This window comes from Streptomyces sp. NPDC046821 (assembly GCF_040645335.1).
In the GTDB taxonomy this organism is placed as follows: domain Bacteria; phylum Actinomycetota; class Actinomycetes; order Streptomycetales; family Streptomycetaceae; genus Streptomyces.
Map to the genome: position 1 here is coordinate 198,900 of NZ_JBEYYB010000008.1, position 23,014 is coordinate 221,913.

Sequence of the window (23,014 nt, forward strand, 5' to 3'; positions counted from 1 at the left end):
CATACGCCGCGAAGCGGCCAGGGGGTCACGTACGGCTGTACGAGGGGTAAAGGGGGAGCGGCCGGATGGCGCAGACGGAGGCACGGCCCGTTGCGGGGACACGGCCGGAGGCACCTGCGGAGATACGGCCGGAGGCACCGCCCGCCCCTGAGACACGCCGGCTGCGCTGGTGGACCGAGCTTCCGCTGATCGTCTTCGTGTACGCCGCCTACTCGGCCGGCCGGCTCCTCGTACGCGGGGACACGGCGACCGCCGTCGGCCACGGCCTCGCGATACTCCGGGCTGAGAAGGCACTCCGTATCGACCTCGAACACCCACTGAACCGCCTCTTCACCGCCGAGGCCTGGATCGGCGTCCCCGCCGACTTCTGGTACGCCTCCCTGCACTATCTGGTCACCCCGGGCATCCTGATCTGGCTCTTCCGCCGCCGCGCCGCGCACTTCCGCGCCGCCCGCACCTGGTTGATGACCTCCACCGTGATCGGCCTGATCGGCTTCACGCTCGTGCCGACCTGCCCGCCGCGCCTTCTCTCCCCCGCCCACGGCTTCGTCGACACCATGGCGCAGTACAGCTCGTGGGGCTGGTGGGGCGCGGACGCGAGCGCTCCGCGCGGCCTCGGCGGCATGACGAACCAGTACGCGGCGATGCCGAGCCTGCACGTCGGCTGGGCGGTGTGGTGCGGCTTCATGCTGTGGCGCCACGGCCGTACGCCGCTGACCCGGGCGGCCGGGGTCGCATACCCGCTGATCACCGCGTTCGTCGTGATGGGGACCGCGAACCACTATCTCTTCGACGCGCTGGCCGGGGTGGCGGTGATGGGGCTCGGGTACGTGGTGAGCCGACCGGTGCTGCGGGGGGCGGCGGGGCTGCGGGAGCGGGTGCGGGTGCGGGTTTGGGGCGGATTCGCGGCGGGGCGGCGGGTGCGGGGCGGCGGCCTGGCGGGGGCTTCGGGGGCTTCGGGGGCTTCGGGGGCTTCGGGGGCTTCGGGGGCTTCGGGGGCTTCGGGGGCTTCGGGGGCTTCGGGGGCTTCGGGGGGCGGACGCGTCGCCTCCGATTCGGACACGGCTGGGGCGTCCGGGCTCGGACGTGCCGCTTCCGGCGCCCGCTCGCCGGGGTCGCCGGAGTCCGGACGTGTCGCTTCCGGCGCCCGCTCGCCGGGGTCGACGGAGTCCGGACGTGCCGCTTCCGGCGCCCGCTCGCCGGGGTCGACGGAGTCCGGACGTGCCGCTTCCGGCGCCCGCTCGCCGGGGTCGCCGGAGTCCGGACTTGCGCCTTCCGCCTCTCACTTCCCGGGGGCATCCCCGATTGTTTCCTCGATTGTCAGTGGAGGGTGCCAGACTTCGACGGGTGAGCGAATTCCCCGACAGCGCAAGGCCAGTGCAGGACCGGGCGGCGGCTCCGGAGCCCGTCCCGCGGATGCGGGGGACGGCGCTCCGGCACCAGTTGGCTGAGCTGCGCGGCGCCGACGTCCCGCCGCGTCCGCTCGACGCGCGGGCGCTGGCCGCGCTCGCGGCGAACCCGGGGTGCAGGCGGCGCGCGCTGCTCGACGGGGCGGGCGTCGACAAGGCGAAGCTCGCGGACGCGCTGGGTTCCCCGTCCGGGTTCGGCCAGTCGCAGTTCGCGCTGACGCGGGGGAACGCGTTCGAGGCGAAGGTCAAGGCGGACGGGGGCACGGAGCTGCTGCGGCTGGTGCGCGAGCGGCTCGGCGGCGGCCCGGAGCCGGTGCCGGGCGAGGCCCGTACGCCGGATCTGACGGCGGCGGGTCCCGAAGGCCGCACGGCTCGTACGGCGCTGGCGCTGCGCGAGGCGGCGGCGGACGCGGGCGCGTGGACGTTTTTGGAGCACCCGATGCTCGCCCTGGACGTCGCGGGCACCCCGGCGTTCCTCGAACCGGACGCGGTGGTGGTGCACCCCGACGGGACGTGGACGGTCGTCGAGATCAAGTCCTTCCCGATGATCGACGGGAGCGCGGACGCGGCGAAGGTCGGCGCGGCGGCCCGCCAGGCGGCGGTGTACGTGCTGGCGCTCGAACGGGTGGCCGCACATCTCGACCCACCCCCTCGCATCGGGCACCGCATCGTGCTCGTCTGCCCCAAGGACTTCAGCAACCTTCCGGCGGCGTCCGCCGTCGACGTACGCAAGCAGGTGTCCGTGACGCGGCGCCAGCTGGACCGGCTCACCCGTATCGAGGACATCGCGAACGCGCTGCCCGAGGGCACGTGCTTCGACGTGACGCATCCCGCGGAGGAGCTGACGGAGGCGGTCGAGGCGGTGCCGGCGACGTACGCGCCGGAGTGCCTGGCCGCGTGCGAGCTGGCGTTCCACTGCCGCGACCGGGCCCGCGCGGCCGGGGCGGTCACGTCACTCGGCCGGGGCCTGCGCGCCGAGCTGGGCGGCCTGACGACGGTCGACGGCGTCCTCGCGGCGGCGCACGGCCAGGCCGGGGACCCGCGCGATCCGGCGGTCGCCGCGCTGCGCAGGGCGGCCGAGCTGCGAGCCGAGGCGCTGGACTTTCAGAAGGGGGTGGCGCCGGTATGTCGCTGATCACCGGACTGGCCCGCCTGGAGGCCGTACAGAGCGGGCGGGTGCAGCCCCTCACGACGGCGCACGGCCGGGCCGGGGACGCGCACGCGCTGCGCAGGGCGGCGGAGTCGCGGGCCGAGGCGCTGGACTCTCAGAAGGCGGTGGCGTCCGCATGTCGCTGATCACTGGTCTGGCCCGCCTGGAGGCCGTACAGAGTGGGCGGGCTCAGCCCCTCGCGACGGTCCGGCACCGGCATCTGTCACAGCGGCCCCTCGTCCTGGTCCCGCTCATCACGGCGGGCGAGGCGGGCGCGCCGCTCGGGGCACTCGTCGGCACGGAGCGCACGTCGCCCCGGCTCCTCGTCGTGCCCCAGCCCCGCGACCGCGACCTCCGCTTCGCGTTCCTCGCCGAGCTTGCGGGCGTCGTCCTGCCGTACGTCGACGGGTTCGCGGCCGACGTGGAGGCAGCGGAGCGCAACGAGACAGACCCCGAGACCGGCAAGCGGGTCAAGGTCGAGGTCGAGCTGTGCGCGGACGCGCCGCAGCTGATCGTGCCGAGCCGCGCGGGCATCGAATTCGTGCGGCTCCTCGGGCGCTCGATGCGTTTCCGCCGTACCGCCGAGCAGGAACCGGAGGCGCCCTATCCGGCTCCGCCGCGCGTTCCGCTTCTCGGCCGCTGGCTCACGCACTTCGGGGAGCGGGCCCGGGTTCCCGGTTCCGCGCTGCTCCTGGCCATGACGGACCTGCTGTCCCGGCACTGGGCGACGGGCCAGTCCACCCTGGAGGACCAGCACCTGGGCGCGCTGCTCGCCTGGATCGAGGCGCCTGAGGGCACGTCCGGCGCCGAGGCGGCTCTGCGCGCCGAGCTGTCGCGGGACGCGCACGGCCAGCTCCTGTGCCCGCCCGCAGGACCGGCCACCGACCCGGCGTTCGACAACCAGCTGCTGGCGCCCGCCATCGAGCGGTACGACAAGGCGCGGGCCGCGCTCGCCACCGCCGAGGACGCCGTGGAGGCGGACACCCGGCTTGCCGGGCTGACGGCGGCCGAGAGGGAGATCCACGCGCTCGTCGAGAGCCGGACCCGGCCGACGTGGGACGCGGTGTGGCGCGGCCTCGACGCCCTGTGCACGCTCCCCGCGGGGCCGCGTGCCGCGGAGCGCTGGACGCGGGACCGGTGGTCGTTCACCGGGCACCGGGACCGGGTCGCCGCGGGCGAGCCGCCGCAGCCGCGCCGCGACGACGCGGTGACGGCGGCGAACAAGCTGGCGACGCGCGAGCGCGAGCAGGCCCGCCTGGACGCGCAGGAGGCGCTCGACGACCCGCTGGTCATGGCCGGGCGCCGGCTGAGCGGCGAGGCGTTCGCGGGCGAGGTGACCGAGTCCGTACCGGCGTACAACGAGAAGAACCGGCCGCGCCCCCTGATCACCGTCCGCACCGACGACGTGCCGCATCTCGGCGAGCGCACGAAGGTGTACCGCTCGCTGGACGGCAAGCCGCAGGCGGCGGAATTCGTGTCGTACGACGACGAGGGCGGGGTCGTCCTGCGCGTCCTCGACAAGATGGGCCGGGGCAAGGAGCCGGACGCGGGGTCCGTCCCGGAGAAGGGCGACCGGGTGTGCTTCACACTCTTCGAGCACGAGCAACGGGGCGGCCCGAAGTTGCCGGACCCGGAGGAGACACCGTGGACGCATGGGGGGCCGCCGCGTACGGACGACGCGGGCGGCGCGGTTCTTGAGGCTCCCGATGTCATGACCCCGGAGGATGTGCTGTGACGGCCGTGAATGCGCCCCTAGAGGGGCGCGGGGAACTGCGCGACCAGCCGACGACGACCCGCGGACAACAAGCGACGGACGGCGAATCCCCCTCCGCAGCGGCAGCCGCCGCAACGGACGCGATCCTCCGCGACACATTGCACGGCACCGCCCGCGGCACCGTCGTCGACTCGCCGCCCGGCGCCGGGAAGTCGACGCTCGTCGTGCGCGCCGCGCTCGAACTGGCTGACGCCGGGCGCCCGTTGATGGTCATCGCGCAGACGAACGCGCAGGTCGACGACCTCGTCCTGCGCCTCGCCGAGAAGAACCCGGAGCTGCCCGTCGGCCGACTGCACAGTAGTGACGCCGACCCGTACGACAAGGCGCTCGACGACCTGGCGAACGTGCGTAAGTCGACCAAGGCCGCCGACCTCGCGCCCCTCCCGGTCGTCATCTCGACCGCCGCGAAGTGGGCGCACGTCAAGGACGTCGCGCCCTGGCGGCACGCCATCGTCGACGAGGCGTACCAGATGCGGTCGGACGCGCTGCTCGCCGTGGCGGGCCTGTTCGAGCGGGCACTCTTCGTGGGTGACCCGGGCCAGTTGGACCCGTTCGCGATCGTCGGGGCCGAGCAGTGGGCGGGCCTGTCGTACGACCCGTCGGCGTCGGCGGTGACGACGCTGCTCGCGCACAACCCCGAGCTGCCGCAGCACCGGCTCCCGGTGTCCTGGCGCCTGCCGGCGTCCGCCGCACCGCTGGTCTCCGGCGCGTTCTACCCGTACACCCCGTTCCGCAGCGGTACGGACCACGGCGACCGCAGCCTCGGGTTCGCGGTGGCGTCGGACGGGTCGGGGCCCGACCGGGTGATCGACGAGGCGGCGGAGTCGGGCTGGGGTCTGCTCGAACTCCCGGCGGCACACACGCCCCGTACCGACCCGGAGGCGGTGCGGGCGCTGGCCCTGGTGGTGCGGCGGCTGATCGACCGGGGCGGCGCCACGGTCTCGGAGCGCGGGCCCGAGCCCGCACCGCTCACGGCGGACCGGATCGCGGTCGGCACGGCGCATCGCGACCAGGCGGCGGCGGTGCGCTCGGCGCTCGCGGAGCTCGGGGTCACGGACGTCACCGTGGACACGGCGAACCGGCTGCAGGGCCGCGAGTTCGACGTCACGGTCGTCCTGCACCCGCTGTCGGGCCGCCCCGACGCGACGGCGTTCCACCTGGAGACGGGCCGCCTGTGCGTGCTCGCGTCCCGCCACCGGCACGCGTGCATCGTCGTGTGCCGCGCGGGCGTGACCGACCTCCTCGACGACCACCCCTCCACGGAGCCGGTCCAGCTCGGCGTCACGGTCAAGTTCCCGGACGGCTGGGAGGCGAACCACGCGGTGCTGGCGCGGCTGTCGGAACACCGGGTGACGTGGAGACCCTGAATGCCCTGGTGAGCCGGGTCCCTCTGATCACCAGGTGACATGGACGCCTGAACACCGGTGGACTGCGCACTCGTGGCGCTGGGGAGAATGGAAGGTGGCCCCGGCGGCGACGCCGGACCGCGGACCGTACGAGGAGGAAACATCATGGGCGACCCCGAGCGGGCCCCCACCCAGAGGCGGATGCGCCCGGCCCCGCTGCTCTTCGAGCCCGCGGAGGCCGCCGCCGACCCCGAGCACTTCTTCGACCTGGAGTCGATCGAGGACCCGCGCGAGCTGCTCTCCCGCGCCACGGAGCTGACGCACGCGTTCCGTGCCGCGACCGACCGTTCCGTGGAGTTCCAGGCGATAGCGGCGGCGCAGCTCGCCGACCCGCGCCGCTTCGACCGCCTGACGACCGCGGCGATCGCCGAGCGCGCGCACTGGACCGAGGACTACGCGAAGAAGATGGTCGAGTTCGGCAGAGACCTGCTGCGCGGCCCGGCGGAGAACCGGCCGTAGAGCCGCAGAGCGGTAGGGCCGTAGGGTCGTAGACCCGAGCCCCCTGCCCACACCCCCACACACTCCACCCGAAAAGATCGAGTGGCATATGCCAGCGGGGCAAGATACTCCACCCCGCCCCTTCCTGTCCCGATTTCCGGCAACCCTGGGAAACCGCGCGCTCACCGCCGGTAGACGTAGATGCCATGAGCGCCACACACCCCCACGGCAACGCCGGACAGCTGACCCGGTTCGACCGGTTCGACTTCGACCGATTCGACATCGCGGGCGCCACCCGTGAGGGCGCCGCGTGGCTGGCGTCGGCGGGCACGTATCCGCGCAGCACGCTCGCGCTCTGGGAGTCACGGCCCGGCGCGCCGGTCGTGCTGCCGTGCGGCACCGCCTTCGACGTGGTGAACGTGCCGTCGATATTCGGGCGCCGGATGCTCGACGCCCTGTGGGAGGAGGGGCCGGGCTCGGGCCCGGTCGCCGCGCACCGGGGCCGCGTACTCCTGTTCGCCGCCCCCGGCACGGCGCAGCGGCTGCCGTCGCTCCTGGAGTGGGAGGAGTGGGGCCCCGCCGTGCCTCCCCTGCTGTGTCATGGCACCGGCGACGCGGTGACGGTCCCGCCCCCGGCCGGCGGCACCGAGCGGGGCGACGGACAGCCCGGCCGACACCGCGCGGACTCCCGTTGGTTAGTCGCCCCGGACACCACCAGCCCGTGGCTCCCGGGACCCGAGGTCCTGCTCTGGGCCTGCGTCAAGGCGGCTCGCGCTAGCGCCAAACCCTCGGTCCGGGTATCGATTTTTCCTGGCGCGGATCAGGATGCTAATGTCTACGACGTCAGCAGGCGCCGCTAGCTCAGTTGGTTAGAGCAGCTGACTCTTAATCAGCGGGTCCGGGGTTCGAGTCCCTGGCGGCGCACAGACAGGTGAAGGCCCTCCACGAAAGTGGGGGGCCTTCGCTATATGCAGGCTCGCCCCGACGCCCCGGGCGCGGCTGGGGGTCCGGGGGTTATCCCCCGGGAGATGCAGCATCAGCGGGTCCGGGGTTCGAGTCCCTGGCGGCGCACAGACAGGCGAAGGCCCTCCACGAAAGTGGGGGGCCTTCGCTATGTTCGCGACACCTCGCGGAAGCGAGGGGCTTCCTGCGTATCCGCTCAAGCTCAGGCGTCAGCCGCCCGTCGTGACCTTGACCGTCCACGAGCCCGACGGTGTGCGGCCCTCCACCTCGACGCGCACGCTCTGGCCGGGGACCGTGTACGTCTCGCCCACCTGGATCGGTGCGTCCGCGAGCGGTGGGTAGACCGAGTCGCCCCAGCACGCGGCCGTGTGCGGATGCGCGTCGAACACCTGGACAGGGCCGCCGCCGGACGCGGTGTCGTTGCTGACCCGGTAGACGAGCACGCCCTCGGAGCACGTCGCCGTGTCGTTGCCGGCGGCGTTCCGGGCCTCCAGGGCGATCGCGCTGTCCCGGCCGGTGCGTACGACGGCGAGCTTCGTGCCGTCACCCGTGCCGAACGTCGTCGGGGTCAGCCCGGGAGCCAAGCCGCCGGTCCGCGCGGGCCCGGTGCTCAGGGGTTCGAGGGTCAGCCGCCGGCTGCCGACACCCTTCACGCACGCGACCTGCCGCCGGTCCAGCCACCCCAGCTTCCACTTGTGCCAGCCGAAGAAGTCCGGCGAGAGCCCGAACTGGCTGCCCATGACGTCCCAGTCACCGACGTAGGTGTCCCAGTCGCCCTTGTTGTCGGACGGCCGGTGATAGAGATCCGGCAGGTCGAAGACGTGACCGGTCTCGTGGGCGAGGACGTTGCGGTCGGGCGGATGCTTCTCGAAGACGGTGACGACACGGCGGATGTCGGTGCCGTCGGCGTGCATCGGCTGGTCGAAGTTGACGACCTTCGTGGCGTCCGAGTCGACACCCGGCGCGTCCGGGTCGGCGACGAAGTACACGAGGTCGTACTTGCTGAAGTCGGTCGACGGGTCGGCCACTGCGAGCGCGTCGCGCAGATACTTGGTGCGGTGCGCGGTGTCCCAGTCCCGCTTTATGGCGTACGAGGTCGAGGGGTGCGGCATCTGGAGCCAGCGGCGCTCCACGTGCGGGATCAGGTGGAACTTGCCGTAAGAGGCCCGGTCGTAGAACTCGGTGGTGGCGGGGAAGTGGTCGGCGGCGAGTTCGGCGGGAGTGATGACCGGCTTGGAGTCCGGGAACGAGAGGAACACCATCACCGCGTTGAGCGTCCCGAGCGGGCGCGGGTAGTCGCTGTTCCAGCTGTCGAGGCCCTCGGAGTGGTGGGCGGACGTGCGCTCGAGCGCGCACGGGCCCGAGTAGGGGGCGGCGGTCGCAGGGCCCGCGACCAGGGACGTGGCGGCCAGAGCGGTGAGCGCGGTGAGGGCCGCGCCGACGGAGCGCGGGCGAACCTTCTCCACTCCCCCGAGTGGCAGCGGGCGCGGCAAGTCGACCTCCGGGATGGGGAAAGCGGGACACCCAACCCAGACTGTGGGGGTTTGTAGTAATACGCCCTGTTTATCTGACCCGGCAGAGTGAGGGGGCGACACCCCGAGCGGTCACAGAACGTCACTTGCGGTCGCGGCGCGGAACGAGCGGTGCCAGGCATGAGCAGAAACGATCTGCCGGTTGACCCGGACGGCCCCTGAACAAGCCGATCGGACGGGCAAGGCTGGATCGCGCCTCGGGCCTCCCTCTATGATCGGCACACTTTCCTGCGCGGGCCCGGCCCTCAAAGCCGTTCGCCACCCGGACTGTTGATGACCCGGGAGCAACCCTCCCGGACCCCCGGAACGACTGCACTGCGGGAGCGAGCGGTGAGCGGAATGTCCGAAGGGCCGACGACAGCGGCCGGCGCGCCATCCGAATCCATCCATCGCGCGATCACGGAGAGTTCCGGCGTCGTGCCGTCGCACGCACCCGCCCCCGACACCGTGCGTACCGGCCTCGACGCCCGGACCCATGACGCGCTCGGCGTCGAACCCCCGCCCGCTCCGGCGCCGCCGCCCGCCCCCTACGTCGCCGCCTTCCTCGCCGCGCCCCTCGCGCTCGCCGTCGTGGACCGGCAGGGCCAGGTGGTCACCGCGAACGTGGCGCTGGCCGGGATGCTCGGCGGGGACGACCCGGGCGCGCTGCGCGGGCGCATGGCGGCCGAGCTGGTCGACCTGGCCTCCGACTCCCGTACCTGGCACACGTACCGCGAAGTGCTGCGCGGGCGGCAGGCGCGGCTGACGTGCACGCGGCGGATCAAGCACGCCGACGGGCACTCGGTGTGGGTCCAGGTCACCGTCTCGCCGGTGCCCGGCGGCCGTACGGTGCTGCTGTCGCTGACCGACATCAGCGCCCGCCGTGAACTCCAGGAGCGGCTGCGGCACTTGCAGATGCACGATCCGGTCACCCGGCTGCCGAACCGCACGCTGTTCTTCGAGCGGCTCTCGGCCGCGCTCGAAGCGGGCGCGTACGACGGGGCGGGGACCGGCCGGATCGGCCTGTGCTATCTCGACCTGGACGGCTTCAAGGCGGTCAACGACACGCTCGGGCACAGCATCGGGGACCGGCTGCTGACCGCCGTCGCCGAGCGGCTCACGCGCTGCGCCGACCGGATCGGCTACGGCCGGGGCTCGGCTGCGCCGCTGGTCGCGCGGCTCGGCGGTGACGAGTTCGCGCTCCTCGTGGAGGACTCGGCGGGCACGGAACAGCTGTCGGCGCTGGCCGACTCGGTGCTGCGGGCGCTCCAGGAGCCGTTCGACCTTTCGGGGCAGCGGCTCGCCCTGTCGGCGTCCATCGGAGTGGTGGAGCGGCGCGTCGAGGGCACGACGGCTACGGGTCTGATGCAGGCCGCGGACACGACGCTGTACTGGGCGAAGGCCGACGGCAAGTCCCGCTGGACGCTCTTCGACCCGGAGCGCAACGCGCACCGGATGACGCGGCAGGCGCTGGCGTCGAGCCTGCGTCCGGCGGTGGAGCGGGGCGAGTTCGTCCTGGAGTACCAGCCGCTGGTGAATCTGGGCGACGGGATGCTGCGCGGGGTGGAGGCGCTGGTGCGCTGGAACCATCCGCAGTTCGGAATGCTCGCGCCGAATCGGTTCATCGGCCTGGCGGAGGAGGACGGCTCGATCGTCCAGCTGGGCCGGTGGATCCTGCGCACTGCGTGCCGGCAGGCGCGGCGCTGGCAGCTGGACCATCCGGAGGCGCCGGTCTACGTGAGTGTGAACGTGGCGGTGCGTCAGGTCTGGGACTCGGACCTGGTGGCGGACGTCGCCGAGGTCCTCGCGGAGACCGGCCTCTCCCCCGAACTGCTCCAGTTGGAGCTCACCGAGTCGGCGGTGATGGGCTCGGCGGGGCGCCCGCTCCAGGCCCTCCACGCGCTGAGCGACATGGGCGTGCACATCGCGATCGACGACTTCGGCACCGGCTACTCGAACCTCGCCTATCTGAGCCGGCTCCCGGTGTCCGCTCTGAAGCTCGACGGATCGTTCGTGCGCGGTTTCCAGTACGACGAGGGGGCCGAGCACGCGACGCCCGCGGACGCCGTGATCGTCGAGGCGATGGTGCAGCTCGCACACCGGCTCGGCCTCACGGTGACCGCCGAGTGCGTGGAGACGACGGCACAGGCGACGCGCCTGCGCCAAATCGGCTGCGACACGGGCCAGGGCTGGCTGTACTCACGACCGGTGACACCGGACCGCATCTCGGCACTGCTGACGGCTTCCTGACGCGGACCGGGGGCCGCCTCCGCGAGGGGAGACGGGCACCGGGGTGCCGGGTCTCGAACCGGCCGCCGTGTGCTGGGAGCGGACAGGATGGCTGAGCGCCGCGCCGGGCTCGGCTCCGTGAGGGGAGGCGGGCCCGGGTCGCCGGAGGTCAGGCCCGCGGCAGGCCGTACTCGTCCGCGATGAGTTCGTACGAGCGGCGGCGGATCTCGCCGGTGTGGGCGTTGGCGGTGAGCATCAGTTCGTCGGCGCCGGTGCGCTTCTGGAGGTCGTCGAGGCCGGCGCGGACCGCGTCCGGGGTGCCGTGGATGACGTTCGAGTTCCAGTTGTCGACGAACTCGCGCTCCATCGGGCTGAACGCGTACGTCTCCGCCTCCTCGGGGGTGGGGACGAGGCCGGGGAAGCCGGAGCGCAGGCGGACCATGTTGAGGGCGGCCGCGAGGATCTGGCGGTAGGCCTCCTTCTCCTCGTCCGCGGCGAGCGCCCAGACGCCGATCAGGGCGTACGGCTTGTCGAGTACGGCGGACGGACGGAACGACTCGCGGTAGAGGTCGAGGGCCGGGACCGTGTTCTGCCCGGAGAAGTGGTGGGCGAACGCGAAGGGCAGGCCGAGGACGCCGGCGAGGCGGGCGCTGAAGCCGGAGGAGCCGAGGAGCCAGATCGGCGGGCGGTGCGGGGACTGCACCCCGCCGGGCGACGTCGACTGGATCGGGCCGGGGACCGCGTGGATACGTGCGTACGGGTGGCCGTCGGGGAAGTCGTCGTCGAGGAAGCGGGTGAGTTCGGCGAGCTGCTGGGGGAAGTCGTCGGCGCCCTCGTTCAGCCGGTCCGTGCGGCGCAGGGCGGCGGCGGTGGCGCCGTCGGTGCCGGGGGCGCGGCCGAGGCCGAGGTCGATGCGGCCCGGGGCCATCGCCTCCAGGGTGCCGAACTGCTCGGCGATCACCAGGGGCGGGTGGTTGGGCAGCATGACGCCGCCCGAGCCGAGGCGGATGCGGTCGGTGTGGGCGGCGAGGTGGGCGAGCAGCACGGCGGGCGACGAGGAGGCCACGCCGGGCATCGAGTGGTGTTCGGCGACCCAGTAGCGGTGGTAGCCGCGGTTCTCGGCGAGCTTGGCGATCTCGACGCTGGTCTGGAGGGCGTCGGTGGCGGACCGGCCGGCGCCCACGGTCACCAGATCGAGCACCGAGAGGGGCACGGGGGCGGTGCCCTGGGCGGTCGCCCGGATCTCGTCGTTACCGGCCACGGAGTCCTCCTGGAAGTACGGGTGCGATGTGCGTCCGGGATTAACGGAGGATGGCTCCGGTTTATTCCCACCGCCAGGACGACCGCACCCCCAGCTCACGCCTGCACCAGCGGCTCCTTCGTGAAGAGCACGCCCAGCGCCGGCGCGTTCACCCGGCGGTCCGCGAGCCGCAGCGCCTCCCACACCGTGACCTGGTTGGCCGTCAGGACCGGCTTGCCGAGTTCCTGCTCCAGGTCACGGACGAAGGCCGCCGTGTGCAGGGCGGTGTCCGGCAGGAGTACCGCCTGCGCGTCCGGATGATCGCCCGCCTGCGCCATCGCGAGCACCTCGGGCCATCCCCACGTACCGACCTCCGCCGCCGTGATGATGCCGCTGCCGCGTACGGACACGACCTCGACGCCCGCCGCCTTCAGGAACGCGGCGAAGTGGCCGGCCACGTCCTCCGGATACGTCGCCGCGACGGCGACGCCCCGCGCGCCCACCTCGCGTACCGCGTGCGCGAAGGCGAACGAGGTGCTGGACGCCGGCAGGCCCGCGGCGACCGCCAGCTCCCGCACCTGTTCGAGCGCGCCCTCCCAGCCCCGGACGAAGCTGCCGCTGGTGCACGCCCACACGACCGCCTCCGCGCCGGACAGCCGCAGCTCCTCGACCCCGGCGGCCAGCCGCTCCGGTGAGCCCATCTCGATCAGCGCGTCGACCCGGTGCGCGTCCTCACCGATGTCGGTGTGGACGAGCGGCAGCCTGACGTCACTGTCGATCAGCATCTCGATGCGCGGATAGTCGTCCTCGGCGGAGTGCCCCGGGTAGAGAAATCCGACTGCGGTCATGCCCACCCTTCCTGTTCTTCCGGCAGCTCACGGGCCGGTTCCTGCGGCAGCTCGCGGGCCGGCCACTGGCGTGCTGTTTCGTCGAGCAGCGCCTGATAGGGCCCAACGGCACGGGTACCCAGCCTGCGCAGCGCCGCCCACACCGTGACCTGATTGGCCGAGAGCACCGGCGTCCGCAGTTCCGCCTCCAGCTGGGGGATGGCGTCGTACGTCGGCAGGTTGGTGCAGCTGATGAACAGCGCGTCGCACGCCTGGCGGGCGGCCTCTCTGGCCATGTCGGCCACGTCCCGGTACGGAACCTTCCAGATGTGCCGGGTCAGTCCGAGGAAGGCGCGCCCGGTGACGGTGACGCCGGCCTCGGCCAGGTACTCCTCTAGGGACTCGGTCACCGACCTCGTATAAGGGGTGACCAGGGCGATGCGGCGGGCGCCCAGCTCGTCGAGGGCTTCCAGGAGCGCGCCGGACGTGGTGACGGAGGGCAGCTCGCAGGAGCGGAACATGGCCTCGCACATGGCGCGTTCGCCCGCGATGCCGCCGACGAAGCTGCCTGACGTGCAGGCGTACGCGATGACCTCGGGTTCCGCCGCGCTGAGCGCGTGTACCGCCTCCCCCAGGGTCTCGTGTTCACTGACCAGCCTGGCCAGGTCGAGGCTGACCTGGACGGGCACGTACGGGGTGCGGGTGAGGTGCAGTGACACCTCGTCGGGGACCCAGCGCCACAGCTCGCGGTCGAGGGCGAAGTCGAAGGGTGCGACGACACCGACACCGCGCTGAGGGTGCGGTCCGCCGAGGAAGGAGACGTCCATAGGGCAGGCCCCAGGTCTCTTGAAGGTTCGAGACGATGCTGCGGAGAGCCGGCCGACGGGCCGGGACGTGGGGACAGAGTGCGGGCGACGAAAACGTGCCTCTGTTGACGAAGGTAGATTCGGGTGCCAGCGTGGTCAATCCATACTTTTCCCCTGTGTTCGACGGACCCCCGTGGCGCGCCGGTTTCTGCCGCTGAACGGCCCCATGACCGGCCCGAATCACTGTTCCTGCCCCGGCCCGAATTCCCGTTCCGCACCCGGCCCGACGACGACCGGAGAGCTTGTGCCCGAAGTGACCTTGCTGGTGCTCGACGACGACCCGCCGCCGCGCCTCGGCGCGCTCACCGGGAGAGCGCGGATCGTGCACGCCGACGAGTCGACGCTCGCCGGCCTGCTCCCCTCGGCCGACGTGCTCCTCGTCTGGGACTTCCTGTCCGACGCGGTGCGCCGCGCCTGGCCCGGCGAGGGCCCGCGCCCGCGCTGGGTGCACACGGCGAGCGCGGGCGTCGACCGGCTGATGTGCCCGGAACTCGCCGAGTCGGACACGGTGGTGACGAACGCGCGCGGCGTCTTCGACCAGCCGATCGCCGAGTACGTCGCCGGGCTCGTCCTCGCCATGGCCAAGGACCTGCCGCGCACGCTGGCGCTTCAGGGCGAGCGGGTGTGGCGGCACCGGGAGACGCAGCGGGTCTCGGGGACGCGGGCCTGTGTGGTGGGTTCGGGCCCGATCGGCCGGGCGATCGCGGCGACGCTGAAGGCGCTCGGGGTCACGACGGCGCTGGTCGGCCGCACCGCGCGGCCCGGCGTCCACGGCCCGGCGGACCTCGGCCGCCTTGTGACCCGCGCCGACTGGGTGGTGTGCGCGGCGCCGCTGACCGACGACACGCGGGGCATGTTCGACGCGCGGTTCTTCGGGATGATGCAGCCGTCCGCCCGCTTCATCAACGTGGGCCGGGGTCAGCTCGTCGTCGAGGACGACCTGGCCGAGGCGCTGGCCAAGCACTGGATCGCGGGCGCCGCGCTCGACGTCTTCGAGCACGAGCCGCTGCCCGCCGACAGTGCCCTGTGGGACGCGCCGGGTCTGATCGTGTCCCCCCACATGAGTGGCGACACGGTCGGCTGGCGGGACGAACTGGCCCGCCAGTTCGTCGAGTTCTACGGGAAATGGGAGTCCGGCGAGCCCCTGCCGAACGTGGTCGACAAGAAACGTGGGTATGTCCCCGGACACTGACCGATCCACGCGCACCCGGATCGACCTGAGGAGAGCGGATGACCGACCTCACCGAGCTGACCGCGGAAGCGCTCGTCGACGGCTACCGCAAGGGCGAGTTCAGCCCAGTGGAGGCCACGCGGGCCGTCCTGCGCCGCATCGAGGAGGTGGACCCGGCGGTCAACGCGTTCACGCGGACCGACTCGGGGGCCGCGCTCGAACAGGCGGAGGCGAGCGCGGAGCGGTGGCGCAAGGGTGAGCCACAGGGCCTGGTCGACGGGGTCCCGGTGTCGGTGAAGGACCTGCTGCTCCAGCGCGGGGTGCCGACGCTGCGCGGCTCGCGCACGGTGCGGGCGGAGGGCTCGTGGGGCGAGGACGCTCCGTCGGTGGCGCGGCTGCGGGAGCACGGCGCCGTGTTCGTGGGCCGGACGACGACGCCGGAGTTCGGCTGGAAGGGCGTCACGGACTCGCCCCTCACCGGCGTGACCCGCAATCCGTACGACGTCTCGCGGACCTCGGGCGGGTCGAGCGGGGGCAGTGCGGCGGCGGTGGCGCTGGGTGCGGGGCCGCTGTCCCTGGGCACGGACGGCGGGGGCTCGGTCCGGATCCCGGCGTCGTTCTGCGGGATCTTCGGGCTGAAGCCGACGTACGGGCGCGTGCCGCTCTATCCCGCGTCGCCGTTCGGGACGCTCTCGCACGTGGGGCCGCTGACGCGGGACGCGGCGGACGCGGCGCTGATGATGGACGTGATCGCCGGTCCTGACTGGCGTGACTGGTCTCAGCTCGCGCCGGTCGAGGGCGGTTTCCGGGAGGGGCTGCGGGGCGGGGTGCGGGGGCTGCGGGTCGCTTTCTCGCCGTCGTTCGGCGGTCAGGTCGCGGTACGTCCGGCGGTCGCGGCGGCGGTCCGCCGGGCGGTCGAGGGGCTGGCCGGGCTCGGGGCGTACGTCGAGGAGGCCGATCCGGACGTGACGGATCCGGTGGAGGCGTTCCACACGCTGTGGTTCAGCGGGGCGGCGCGCGTGACGCAGCACCTCTCGCCGGCGCAGCGCGCCCTGCTCGACCCGGGGCTGCGCGAGATCTGTGCGAAGGGGTCCGGGTACAGCGCGCTCGCGTATCTCGCGGCGGTAGACGTGCGGGCGGAGCTGGGGCGCCGGATGGGCCGGTTCCACTCGTCGTACGACCTGCTGGTGACGCCGACGATGCCGCTCACGGCGTTCGAGGCGGGGGTGGAGGTGCCGGCGGGGTCGGGGTTCCGGCGCTGGACGGGGTGGACGCCGTTCACGTACCCGTTCAACATGACGCAGCAGCCCGCGGCGACCGTCCCCGTGGGCACGGATCCGGACGGGCTGCCGATCGGCCTCCAGATCGTGGGCGCGCGGCACGCGGACGCGCTGGTCCTGCGCGCCGCGCACACCCTTTACGAGGCGGGGATCGCCGGGATTCAGCCTCCTACGCTCGCCTGAATTGCAGCGTTTCCCCCAGGGCGCCCGCGCGCCACAGGTCCTGGCAGGCCTCGGCCATCCGGTCGAGGCCTTCCACGACCTCGCCCCAGACAATGCCGGGGACCCAGCCCACGTCCCCGTTGATGAGCAGGTTGTTGCGCTCGTAGAACAGCGCCAGGTCCACGACGGTGGCGCCGGCCCGCAGGTCGGCGCCTTCCTCGTAGCCGTAGGACTTGGAGCCCAACTGCGTGCCGTTGAAGGAGAAGTAGCAGAGGTCGCCGGGGATGGGGGTGATCGTCGGGTTCTCCAGGGGCGGCTCCCGGTCGGCGAACGCTTCGAAGAGGGCGTAGATCTCGTTGCGCGCGTACTTCGCGTGGTAGACGTCCGAGCCCAGCGGGAGCGCCTCCCACACCGCCGCACAGGTCAGCGGTGCGCGGTCGTCGAGCAGCTTTGCCGTGCACTGAACTCCCCGCTTGGCGAGGGAGACTTCGATGTATCGGTCGGCCATGCCCTCCATGTTCGACCCCGGGCGCCCCTGCGGGTCAAGTCCGCCTCGCCCGCGACAGGGGCTTGAAATCACGGGCATAGGTTGTGTCGAGTCGGGTAGCCGCGCGGCCATGGCTCCACCTAAATGGAAAGTCACCGCAGGAACCCGAAGCCAGCCAAGCGACAGAAGGGGCATACCCCGACGTTCTCTGTTCGTCGGTGCCACCGCTCTCGGCACGGCCGGAGCTCTCGGCGCCGCCGGCTGCGGCCGCGTACCGAGCGGCGACACGCTCGCCCGGCTCCAGAGCCAGGGAACGGTGCGACTCGGCATCGCGGGCGAGGTGCCGTACGGCTACATCGACGACAACGGCGCCTTCACCGGTGAGGCGGTGGAACTGGCCAAGGTCATCTTCAAGCGGCTCGGCGTCGACCATGTCCAGCCCGTCGCCACCGACTTCAGCTCGCTGATCCCCGGTCTGCGCGTCCAGCAGTTCGACGTGGTGTCGGCCGGGATGTACATCAACAAGGAGCGCTGTCAGCAGGTCATCTTCTCCGACCCCGAGTACCAGATGCTCGACTCCTTCATCGTCCGCAAGGGCAACCCGAAAAACCTGCACAACTACGCCGACTGCGTGAAGGCGAAGGCGAAGTTCGGCACCGGCACGGGCTACGCGGAGATCGGCTACGCGGTCGACGCGGGTTACAAGGAGAGCGACATCGTCATTCTCCAGGACCAGGTCGCCGGCCTGAACGCCGTGGAGGCGGGCCGCATCGACGTGTTCGCCGGCACCGCGCTCACCACGCGCGAGGTGACGAAGAAGAGCAGCAGGGCCGAGCACACCGAGCCGTTCGCGCCCACGATCGGCGGCAAGAAGCACGTCGACGGCGGCGGGTTCACGTTCCGCCCGAACGACACGAAGCTGCGTGACTCCTTCAACACGGAGATCCACAAGATGAAGGCGAACGGTGAACTCTTCCGCATCCTGCGGCCGTTCGGGTTCACCCAGGCCGAGATGACGAAGCTGACCGCAGAGGAGCTGTGCAAATGACAGCGGGACTGTGGCAGAACTGGGTGTTCCCGGGCATCTGGATCACGATCCAGCTGACCTTCTTCAGCGCGGCCCTCGCGACGGCCGTCGCCTTCGTCGCGGGCATCGCCCGCACCCACCGGCTGTGGATCGTGCGCTTCGTCGCCGGCTTCTACACCGAGGTCTTCCGCGGCACGGGGGCGCTGGTCCTGATGTTCTGGATCTTCTTCGTCCTGCCGCAGATCGCCGGCTGGTCGCTGGTCCCGATGTGGGCCGCGGTCCTGGCGCTCGGCCTGTGCTACGGCGCGTACGGCGCCGAGGTGGTGCGGGGCGCGCTGAACGCCGTGGCGCCCGCGCAGCGCGAGGCGGGGGTCGCGCTGAGCTTCACCCCCTGGCAGCGGCTGCGGCTGATCCTGCTGCCGCAGGCCGTGCCGGAGATGATCCCGCCGTTCTCGAACCTGCTGATCGAGCTGCTCAAGGGCACCGCCCTGGTGTCGCTGCTCGGCATCGGTGACGTGTCGTTCGCCGCGTACCTGGTGCGCCTCGCCACCCAGTCGAGCGCCGAGATCTACGTGATCACGCTCGTCATCTACTTCGTGATCGCCTTCGTGCTCACGCGCGGGATGCGCGCGCTGGAACGCAGGACCAGGGCCGGCGTCGGCCGGCGACCCGACCCGGGAACCGGTATCACGGCCAGGCTCAGCCTCCGCCGTCCGGCTCGGACCGCACCCGTTCCGACGAGCGCGGGAGGTGTCGACGCGTGATCACCCTCGCAGCCACCTCCTGGAGCTGGTCCGCCGTCGCGGACTTCATGCCGCACTTCTGGGAGGGCGTCCTCGTCACCCTCCAGGCCCTCGTCCTCGGCTCGCTGATCTCCTTCAGCGTCGGCCTGGTCTGGGCCCTCGCGTTCCGCGCCCCGACCCGCTTCGTCCGCTGGCCGGTGGGCGTCGTCACCGAGTTCATCCGCAACACCCCGCTGCTCGTGCAGCTCTTCTTCATGTACTTCGTGCTGCCGGAGTTCGGCGTCCAGTTCTCCGCGCTGACCACCGGCATCATCGCCATCGGCGTGCACTACTCGACGTACACGGCGCAGGTCTACCGCGCGGGCATCGAGGCGGTGCCGGCCGGGCAGTGGGAGGCGGCCCGGGCGCTGAGCCTGCCGTACGGCAGGACGTGGACCGTGGTGATCCTGCCGCAGGCGATCCGCCGCGTGATCCCGGCGCTCGGCAACTACGTCATCGCGATGCTGAAGGACACCCCGCTGCTCGCCAGCATCGGCGTGCTCGAACTGCTGCAGAAGTCCCGGCTGGAGGCGGCCCAGACCTTCCAGTACACGGAGGCCCTGACCGTCGTGGGGATCGCCTTCATCGTCATCGCCTACCCCTCCTCCCTCCTCCTCCGAGCCCTGGAGCGACGCCTTGTCCGCTGAACCGAACCAGACCGAAGACCTGGCCAACCCCAAGGTGGACGGCAGCGAGCTGATCCGCTTCGACAAGGTCGTCAAGCGCTTCGGCTCCAACACCGTCCTGGACGAGCTGGACTTCTCCGTCGCGTCCGGCAAGCACGTCACGCTGATCGGCCCGTCGGGCTCCGGAAAGACGACGATCCTGCGGCTCCTCATGACGCTGATCAAGCCCGACGAGGGCACGATCAAGGTCAACGGCGAGTACCTCACGCACGAGGACAGGAACGGCAAGCTGGTCCCGGCCGGCGAGAAGCACGTCCGCGAGGTCCGCAAGAACATCGGGATGGTGTTCCAGCAGTTCAACCTGTTCCCGAACATGAAGGTGCTCCGGAACATCACGGAGGCGCCCGTCACCGTCCTCGGTCTCTCCAAGGACGAGGCGGAGCACCGGGCCCGCGAGCTGCTCGACATGGTGGGGCTCGGCGACCGCTGCGACGCGTATCCGACGCAGCTGTCCGGCGGTCAGCAGCAGCGGGTCGCCATCGCCCGCGCGCTCGCGATGCGGCCGCAGGTGCTGCTCCTCGACGAAGTGACGTCGGCGCTCGACCCCGAGCTGGTGGCCGGTGTCCTCGACGTGCTGAGGGACATCGCGCACACCACGGACATCACGATGCTGTGCGTGACCCACGAGATGAATTTCGCCCGGGACATCTCGGACCAGGTCCTGATGTTCGACGCGGGCCGGGTCATCGAGTCGGGCCCGCCGGAGAAGATTTTCAGCGATCCGGAGCACGAGCGGACGCGGGAATTCCTCAGTGCGGTGCTGTGATCACCGGGGACTGCCTGGAGTGACTCGCGGTAAGTCGCGGGGCCTGAGCCCTGGGGCTTGACCTGGGCATATGCCAGAGTGGCGCGCTCCTGCTGACAGGGCCGGAGCGTGCCACAGAAGTCGTCAACGGGCCCCCCGCAAAAGCGCCTTGGCGGCTATCGTGGACAAAGGCCAGCTGTCCGGAACCGGTCCTTGCAGGGGGATGCCGTGGCGCTGAAGCACGAGCCGGTCGCACAGCGCGAATCGGTGCGGCACGCTCTTCGCGTGCTCGAAACCGTCAGCAGCCGTGGCGTCGGGGTCACCGACACCGAGCTCGAAAGCGAGACCGGACTGGCCTCGGACAGGCTCGCCCCGGTGCTGCGGATGCTCCGCCGCGACGGTTACGTGGAGCAGATGACGGACGGCGCGTACGTCGCGGGCGAGACTCTGAACGGTCTCGGCTCCGCCCAGGGCCGGGAGTCCGCGCTGACGGCGAGCCTCCAGCGCACCCTCGACCGGCTGTGCGAGACGGTGGGCGCGGCGATCTATCTCGGCCGGTACGTGGACGGCCAGGTCGGCGTCACGCACGTCGCCCAGAGCCCGACGACCCCGGTGGTCAACGAGTGGGTGGACTTCCGCTCCGCCGCCCACGCCACCGCCCTCGGCAAGAGCCTGCTCGGCCAGCTCGATCTCGACGGACGCCTCGACCACCTCTCCCGTCACAAGATGGCCCGCCTCACCTCGCGCACGATCACGAACGAGAGCGTCCTACTGAACACGCTCGACGCGCAGCGCGCGACGGTCCCGGTGCTCGACCTCCAGGAGTACGCGGTGGGCACGGTGTGCGCGGCGGTCCCGATCACAGCGGGCTCCTCCATAGGCGCCCTGGCGCTGTCCCTCCCCATCGAACAGGCCCACCGCCTGTACCAGGCCGCGGAAACCCTCAACCGCGCAGCGGCCTCGGTCCTCCTCTCCCTGGCGATCTAGGAAGCCGGCCGGGGGTGGTCGGAAGCACCCCTCCGGACCAGGTATTCTTTACGAGTCAGCAAGCGCCGCTAGCTCAGTTGGTTAGAGCAGCTGACTCTTAATCAGCGGGTCCGGGGTTCGAGTCCCTGGCGGCGCACAGACAGTGAAAGGCCCCTCGCGAGAGCGAGGGGCCTTTCACGTTGTCCGGACGGTCACCGGCCGAGCAGTTCCGCCCGCCCGTGTTCCTCGTACTGGCCGGCCAGGTCCTCTATGTCGTCGCCGGTGAGGCGGCGGTACGTGCCCTCCCCCGGCGGCCGCCACCACACCGGGTCGGCGCAGCGGAAGCCTTCGCGGCGCAGGCCCACCCGGTGAACCTTGTTGGTCGCGGTGACGGGCATCTGGGACGTGACCCGGATGAAGCGGGGCGCCATCTTCGTACCCAGGTCCGCCTGCGAACCCAGGAACTCGGTGAACGCGTGCGGGTCGAAGAGCGAGCTGTCCTGGTCCTCCCGCAGGGCCAGCGTCGCCATCGCCTGGTCGCCGGCCACCGGGTCCGGCACCCCGTACACGGCGACGGCGACCACCGGCTCGTGGCGGGCCAGGATGTTCTCGATCATCGCGGGGGCGAGGTTCTCGCTGTCGACGCGCAGCCGGTCGTCGGTGCGCCCGGCGAAGTAGAGGTACCCGTCGGTGTCCCGGTAGAAGAGGTCGCCCGTCCAGTACCAGCCGTCCCGCACCCGCTGACCGGCCGCCTTCTCGTTGCGCCAGTAGCCCTCGAAGGGGGTGCGGCCGCGGTTGACCAGTTCGCCTATCGCGTCGGCGCCGTTGAGGAGCCGGCCGTCCTGGTCGAACTCGGCGGCGGGGCACTCGGTGCGGGTGATCGGGTCGACGACGGCGAGGTCGTCGTCGGGATTCGCGCGGCCGATGGCGCCGGGCGGCGTACCCGGTACGCGCGAGATGGACGCGCCGCCCTCGGACGACCCGTACCCCTCGACGAGCCGCACCCCGAACCGTTCGGCGAAGCGGGCCGCGTCCACCGCACCGGCCTCCGTGCCGAAGCCGACCCGCAGCGGGTTGTCCCGGTCGTCGGAGCGCTCCTCGGTGGCCAGGATGTACTGCACGGCGCGTCCGACGTACGTGAAGTACGTGGCTCCGTACTGCCGTACGTCGCTCAGGAAGCGTGAGGCCGAGAACTTGCCGCGCAGGGCGACGCCCGCGCCCGCGGCGACGGCCGGCGCCCAGTCGGCGATCACGGCGTTGCCGTGGAAGAGCGGCATACAGATGTAGTGGACGTCGTCGCGGCCCACGCCGAAGTGGTCGACGAGGACCTGTCCGGAGCCGGCCAGCCGCCCCTGGGTGCAGATCGCGGCCTTGGGGGCGCCCGTGGAGCCGGAGGTGAAGTAGAGCAGCATCCGGGTGTCGGGGCGGACGTCCGAGATATCCGGCTTGGCTCCCTCGTACGGCCTGAGGAGTTCGGCGTAGGCGTCGGTGTCCGTGACGAGGATGCGTACGCCGGGCAGGTCGAGCCCGTCGAGCAGGGGCAGGTGGGAGCGCTCGGTGACGAGGACCCGGCACTCGGTGTGCATGATGTCGCGGGCCAGTTCGGCGCCGCGCCGGGTCGGGTTGATGCCGGCGACGGCTGCCCCGGCGAGCGCCGCGGCGCTCAGCCACAGCGGGAACTCCGGCGTGTTGTCGAGGAGTACGCCGACATGCGGCTCCGTCCCCCGGGGCAGTAGCTCGGCGAGGAGCGCGGCGCGCGCGGACGCGCCCGCGACCACCTCGTGGTGGGTGAGGACCTGGTCCTCCCACCACAGTCCGGGGCGGTGATCGCCCCATCGTTCCAGTACGAGTTCCGCGACGGTGCGCCTCATGGGACCCATGACCGCGCACCATAA

21 protein-coding genes and 2 tRNA genes are annotated in these 23,014 nt (G+C 71.8%); 17 read left to right on the forward strand and 6 right to left on the reverse strand.

Going from position 1 to position 23,014, the window contains the following annotated elements; genetic code table 11:
• The first annotated feature begins 65 nt into the window (after positions 1-65).
• The 8 genes from ABZ893_RS17930 (at position 66) to ABZ893_RS17965 (ending at position 7,101) form a co-directional block, all read left to right on the forward strand.
• Positions 66-1,451, forward strand: coding sequence for a phosphatase PAP2 family protein (locus ABZ893_RS17930; RefSeq protein WP_361404076.1), 1,386 nt, complete (start codon positions 66-68; stop codon positions 1,449-1,451).
• Entirely contained in the window at positions 1,417-2,544 is a 1,128-nt protein-coding gene (locus ABZ893_RS17935) for a hypothetical protein (protein ID WP_361404079.1), read from the forward strand. The genes ABZ893_RS17930 and ABZ893_RS17935 overlap by 35 nt, the downstream gene beginning before the upstream one ends.
• Positions 2,535-2,705, forward strand: coding sequence for a hypothetical protein (locus tag ABZ893_RS17940; protein ID WP_361404082.1), 171 nt, complete (start codon positions 2,535-2,537; stop codon positions 2,703-2,705). Before ABZ893_RS17935 ends, ABZ893_RS17940 begins: the two co-directional genes overlap by 10 nt.
• Entirely contained in the window at positions 2,696-4,294 is a 1,599-nt protein-coding gene (locus tag ABZ893_RS17945) for a hypothetical protein (protein ID WP_361404085.1), read from the forward strand. Before ABZ893_RS17940 ends, ABZ893_RS17945 begins: the two co-directional genes overlap by 10 nt.
• Before the next feature lie 122 nt (positions 4,295-4,416).
• On the forward strand, positions 4,417-5,700 hold the full coding sequence (locus tag ABZ893_RS17950) for an AAA domain-containing protein (RefSeq protein ID WP_361404591.1): 1,284 nt from the start codon (positions 4,417-4,419) through the stop codon (positions 5,698-5,700).
• Positions 5,701-5,844: 144 nt separating this feature from the next.
• A complete protein-coding gene (locus tag ABZ893_RS17955) occupies positions 5,845-6,198 on the forward strand; it encodes a hypothetical protein (protein WP_361404088.1) in 354 nt (117 codons plus the stop codon).
• Between the two features lie 185 nt (positions 6,199-6,383).
• On the forward strand, positions 6,384-7,037 hold the full coding sequence (locus tag ABZ893_RS17960; RefSeq protein WP_361404091.1) for a bifunctional DNA primase/polymerase: 654 nt from the start codon (positions 6,384-6,386) through the stop codon (positions 7,035-7,037).
• Positions 7,028-7,101: transfer RNA gene (locus tag ABZ893_RS17965), tRNA-Lys, on the forward strand. The genes ABZ893_RS17960 and ABZ893_RS17965 overlap by 10 nt, the downstream gene beginning before the upstream one ends.
• Positions 7,102-7,349: 248 nt before the next feature.
• On the opposite strand, the gene ABZ893_RS17970 is transcribed toward ABZ893_RS17965, so the two are convergent.
• Positions 7,350-8,606 (reverse strand): M6 family metalloprotease domain-containing protein, encoded by a 1,257-nt coding sequence (locus tag ABZ893_RS17970; RefSeq protein ID WP_361404094.1) that lies wholly within the window; start codon positions 8,604-8,606, stop codon positions 7,350-7,352.
• 339 nt (positions 8,607-8,945) lie between these two features.
• Between ABZ893_RS17970 and ABZ893_RS17975 the strand changes: the two genes are divergently transcribed.
• Positions 8,946-10,901: an EAL domain-containing protein gene (locus ABZ893_RS17975; RefSeq protein WP_361404097.1), complete on the forward strand. Its 1,956-nt coding sequence runs from the start codon at positions 8,946-8,948 to the stop codon at positions 10,899-10,901.
• Between the two features lie 148 nt (positions 10,902-11,049).
• Here the strand turns inward: ABZ893_RS17975 and ABZ893_RS17980 are convergent, their stop codons facing one another.
• The 3 genes from ABZ893_RS17980 to ABZ893_RS17990 all read right to left on the reverse strand — a co-directional run bounded on the left by ABZ893_RS17980 (position 11,050) and on the right by ABZ893_RS17990 (position 13,774).
• Positions 11,050-12,141, reverse strand: a complete 1,092-nt coding sequence (locus ABZ893_RS17980; RefSeq protein WP_361404100.1) for an LLM class flavin-dependent oxidoreductase — start codon at positions 12,139-12,141, stop codon at positions 11,050-11,052.
• Positions 12,142-12,236: 95 nt separating this feature from the next.
• Positions 12,237-12,968 (reverse strand): decarboxylase, encoded by a 732-nt coding sequence (locus tag ABZ893_RS17985; protein WP_361404103.1) that lies wholly within the window; start codon positions 12,966-12,968, stop codon positions 12,237-12,239.
• Positions 12,965-13,774, reverse strand: coding sequence for an aspartate/glutamate racemase family protein (locus tag ABZ893_RS17990; protein WP_361404106.1), 810 nt, complete (start codon positions 13,772-13,774; stop codon positions 12,965-12,967). Before ABZ893_RS17990 ends, ABZ893_RS17985 begins: the two co-directional genes overlap by 4 nt.
• Before the next feature lie 283 nt (positions 13,775-14,057).
• Between ABZ893_RS17990 and ABZ893_RS17995 the strand changes: the two genes are divergently transcribed.
• Together ABZ893_RS17995 and ABZ893_RS18000 are read left to right on the forward strand one after the other, a co-directional pair.
• The gene (locus ABZ893_RS17995; RefSeq protein ID WP_361404108.1) at positions 14,058-15,005 is read left to right on the forward strand and encodes a D-2-hydroxyacid dehydrogenase; all 948 of its coding nucleotides are present in this window, start codon (positions 14,058-14,060) and stop codon (positions 15,003-15,005) included.
• Between the two features lie 38 nt (positions 15,006-15,043).
• Positions 15,044-16,447, forward strand: coding sequence for an amidase (locus ABZ893_RS18000; protein WP_361404111.1), 1,404 nt, complete (start codon positions 15,044-15,046; stop codon positions 16,445-16,447).
• On the opposite strand, the gene ABZ893_RS18005 is transcribed toward ABZ893_RS18000, so the two are convergent.
• Positions 16,434-16,934, reverse strand: coding sequence for a DUF3830 family protein (locus ABZ893_RS18005; protein WP_361404114.1), 501 nt, complete (start codon positions 16,932-16,934; stop codon positions 16,434-16,436). The two genes, ABZ893_RS18000 and ABZ893_RS18005, sit on opposite strands and share 14 nt — an antisense overlap.
• Before the next feature lie 109 nt (positions 16,935-17,043).
• On the opposite strand from ABZ893_RS18005, the gene ehuB reads away from it, so the two are divergent.
• The 6 genes from ehuB (at position 17,044) to ABZ893_RS18035 (ending at position 21,276) form a co-directional block, all read left to right on the forward strand.
• Positions 17,044-17,961, forward strand: coding sequence for an ectoine/hydroxyectoine ABC transporter substrate-binding protein EhuB (ehuB, locus tag ABZ893_RS18010; protein ID WP_361404117.1), 918 nt, complete (start codon positions 17,044-17,046; stop codon positions 17,959-17,961).
• Complete coding sequence (gene ehuC, locus ABZ893_RS18015) at positions 17,958-18,704, forward strand: ectoine/hydroxyectoine ABC transporter permease subunit EhuC (RefSeq protein ID WP_361404120.1); 747 nt, start codon at positions 17,958-17,960, stop codon at positions 18,702-18,704. Before ehuB ends, ehuC begins: the two co-directional genes overlap by 4 nt.
• Positions 18,705-18,751: 47 nt before the next feature.
• On the forward strand, positions 18,752-19,369 hold the full coding sequence (gene ehuD, locus ABZ893_RS18020) for an ectoine/hydroxyectoine ABC transporter permease subunit EhuD (protein WP_361404594.1): 618 nt from the start codon (positions 18,752-18,754) through the stop codon (positions 19,367-19,369).
• Complete coding sequence (ehuA, locus tag ABZ893_RS18025; RefSeq protein ID WP_361404123.1) at positions 19,359-20,174, forward strand: ectoine/hydroxyectoine ABC transporter ATP-binding protein EhuA; 816 nt, start codon at positions 19,359-19,361, stop codon at positions 20,172-20,174. Before ehuD ends, ehuA begins: the two co-directional genes overlap by 11 nt.
• 207 nt (positions 20,175-20,381) lie before the next feature.
• Complete coding sequence (locus ABZ893_RS18030) at positions 20,382-21,140, forward strand: IclR family transcriptional regulator C-terminal domain-containing protein (protein ID WP_361404126.1); 759 nt, start codon at positions 20,382-20,384, stop codon at positions 21,138-21,140.
• A 62-nt stretch (positions 21,141-21,202) separates the two neighbouring features.
• Positions 21,203-21,276, forward strand: a tRNA-Lys gene (locus tag ABZ893_RS18035).
• A gap of 55 nt (positions 21,277-21,331) precedes the next feature.
• Here ABZ893_RS18035 and ABZ893_RS18040 read toward each other — a convergent pair.
• Positions 21,332-22,999, reverse strand: coding sequence for a long-chain-fatty-acid--CoA ligase (locus ABZ893_RS18040; protein ID WP_361404128.1), 1,668 nt, complete (start codon positions 22,997-22,999; stop codon positions 21,332-21,334).
• Between the last annotated feature and the right edge of the window lie 15 nt (positions 23,000-23,014).

Coding starts and splice junctions, on each gene's coding strand:
- ABZ893_RS17930 (WP_361404076.1), top strand. CDS start 66: ATGGCGCAGACGGAGGCACGGCCCGTTGCGGGGACACGGCCGGAGGCA.
- ABZ893_RS17935 (WP_361404079.1), top strand. CDS start 1,417: ATGCGGGGGACGGCGCTCCGGCACCAGTTGGCTGAGCTGCGCGGCGCC.
- ABZ893_RS17940 (WP_361404082.1), top strand. CDS start 2,535: ATGTCGCTGATCACCGGACTGGCCCGCCTGGAGGCCGTACAGAGCGGG.
- ABZ893_RS17945 (WP_361404085.1), top strand. CDS start 2,696: ATGTCGCTGATCACTGGTCTGGCCCGCCTGGAGGCCGTACAGAGTGGG.
- ABZ893_RS17955 (WP_361404088.1), top strand. CDS start 5,845: ATGGGCGACCCCGAGCGGGCCCCCACCCAGAGGCGGATGCGCCCGGCC.
- ABZ893_RS17960 (WP_361404091.1), top strand. CDS start 6,384: ATGAGCGCCACACACCCCCACGGCAACGCCGGACAGCTGACCCGGTTC.
- ABZ893_RS17975 (WP_361404097.1), top strand. CDS start 8,946: ATGACCCGGGAGCAACCCTCCCGGACCCCCGGAACGACTGCACTGCGG.
- ABZ893_RS17985 (WP_361404103.1), bottom strand. CDS start 12,968: ATGACCGCAGTCGGATTTCTCTACCCGGGGCACTCCGCCGAGGACGAC.
- ABZ893_RS17990 (WP_361404106.1), bottom strand. CDS start 13,774: ATGGACGTCTCCTTCCTCGGCGGACCGCACCCTCAGCGCGGTGTCGGT.
- ABZ893_RS18000 (WP_361404111.1), top strand. CDS start 15,044: ATGACCGACCTCACCGAGCTGACCGCGGAAGCGCTCGTCGACGGCTAC.
- ABZ893_RS18005 (WP_361404114.1), bottom strand. CDS start 16,934: ATGGCCGACCGATACATCGAAGTCTCCCTCGCCAAGCGGGGAGTTCAG.
- ehuB (WP_361404117.1), top strand. CDS start 17,044: ATGGCTCCACCTAAATGGAAAGTCACCGCAGGAACCCGAAGCCAGCCA.
- ehuC (WP_361404120.1), top strand. CDS start 17,958: ATGACAGCGGGACTGTGGCAGAACTGGGTGTTCCCGGGCATCTGGATC.
- ehuD (WP_361404594.1), top strand. CDS start 18,752: ATGCCGCACTTCTGGGAGGGCGTCCTCGTCACCCTCCAGGCCCTCGTC.
- ABZ893_RS18040 (WP_361404128.1), bottom strand. CDS start 22,999: ATGGGTCCCATGAGGCGCACCGTCGCGGAACTCGTACTGGAACGATGG.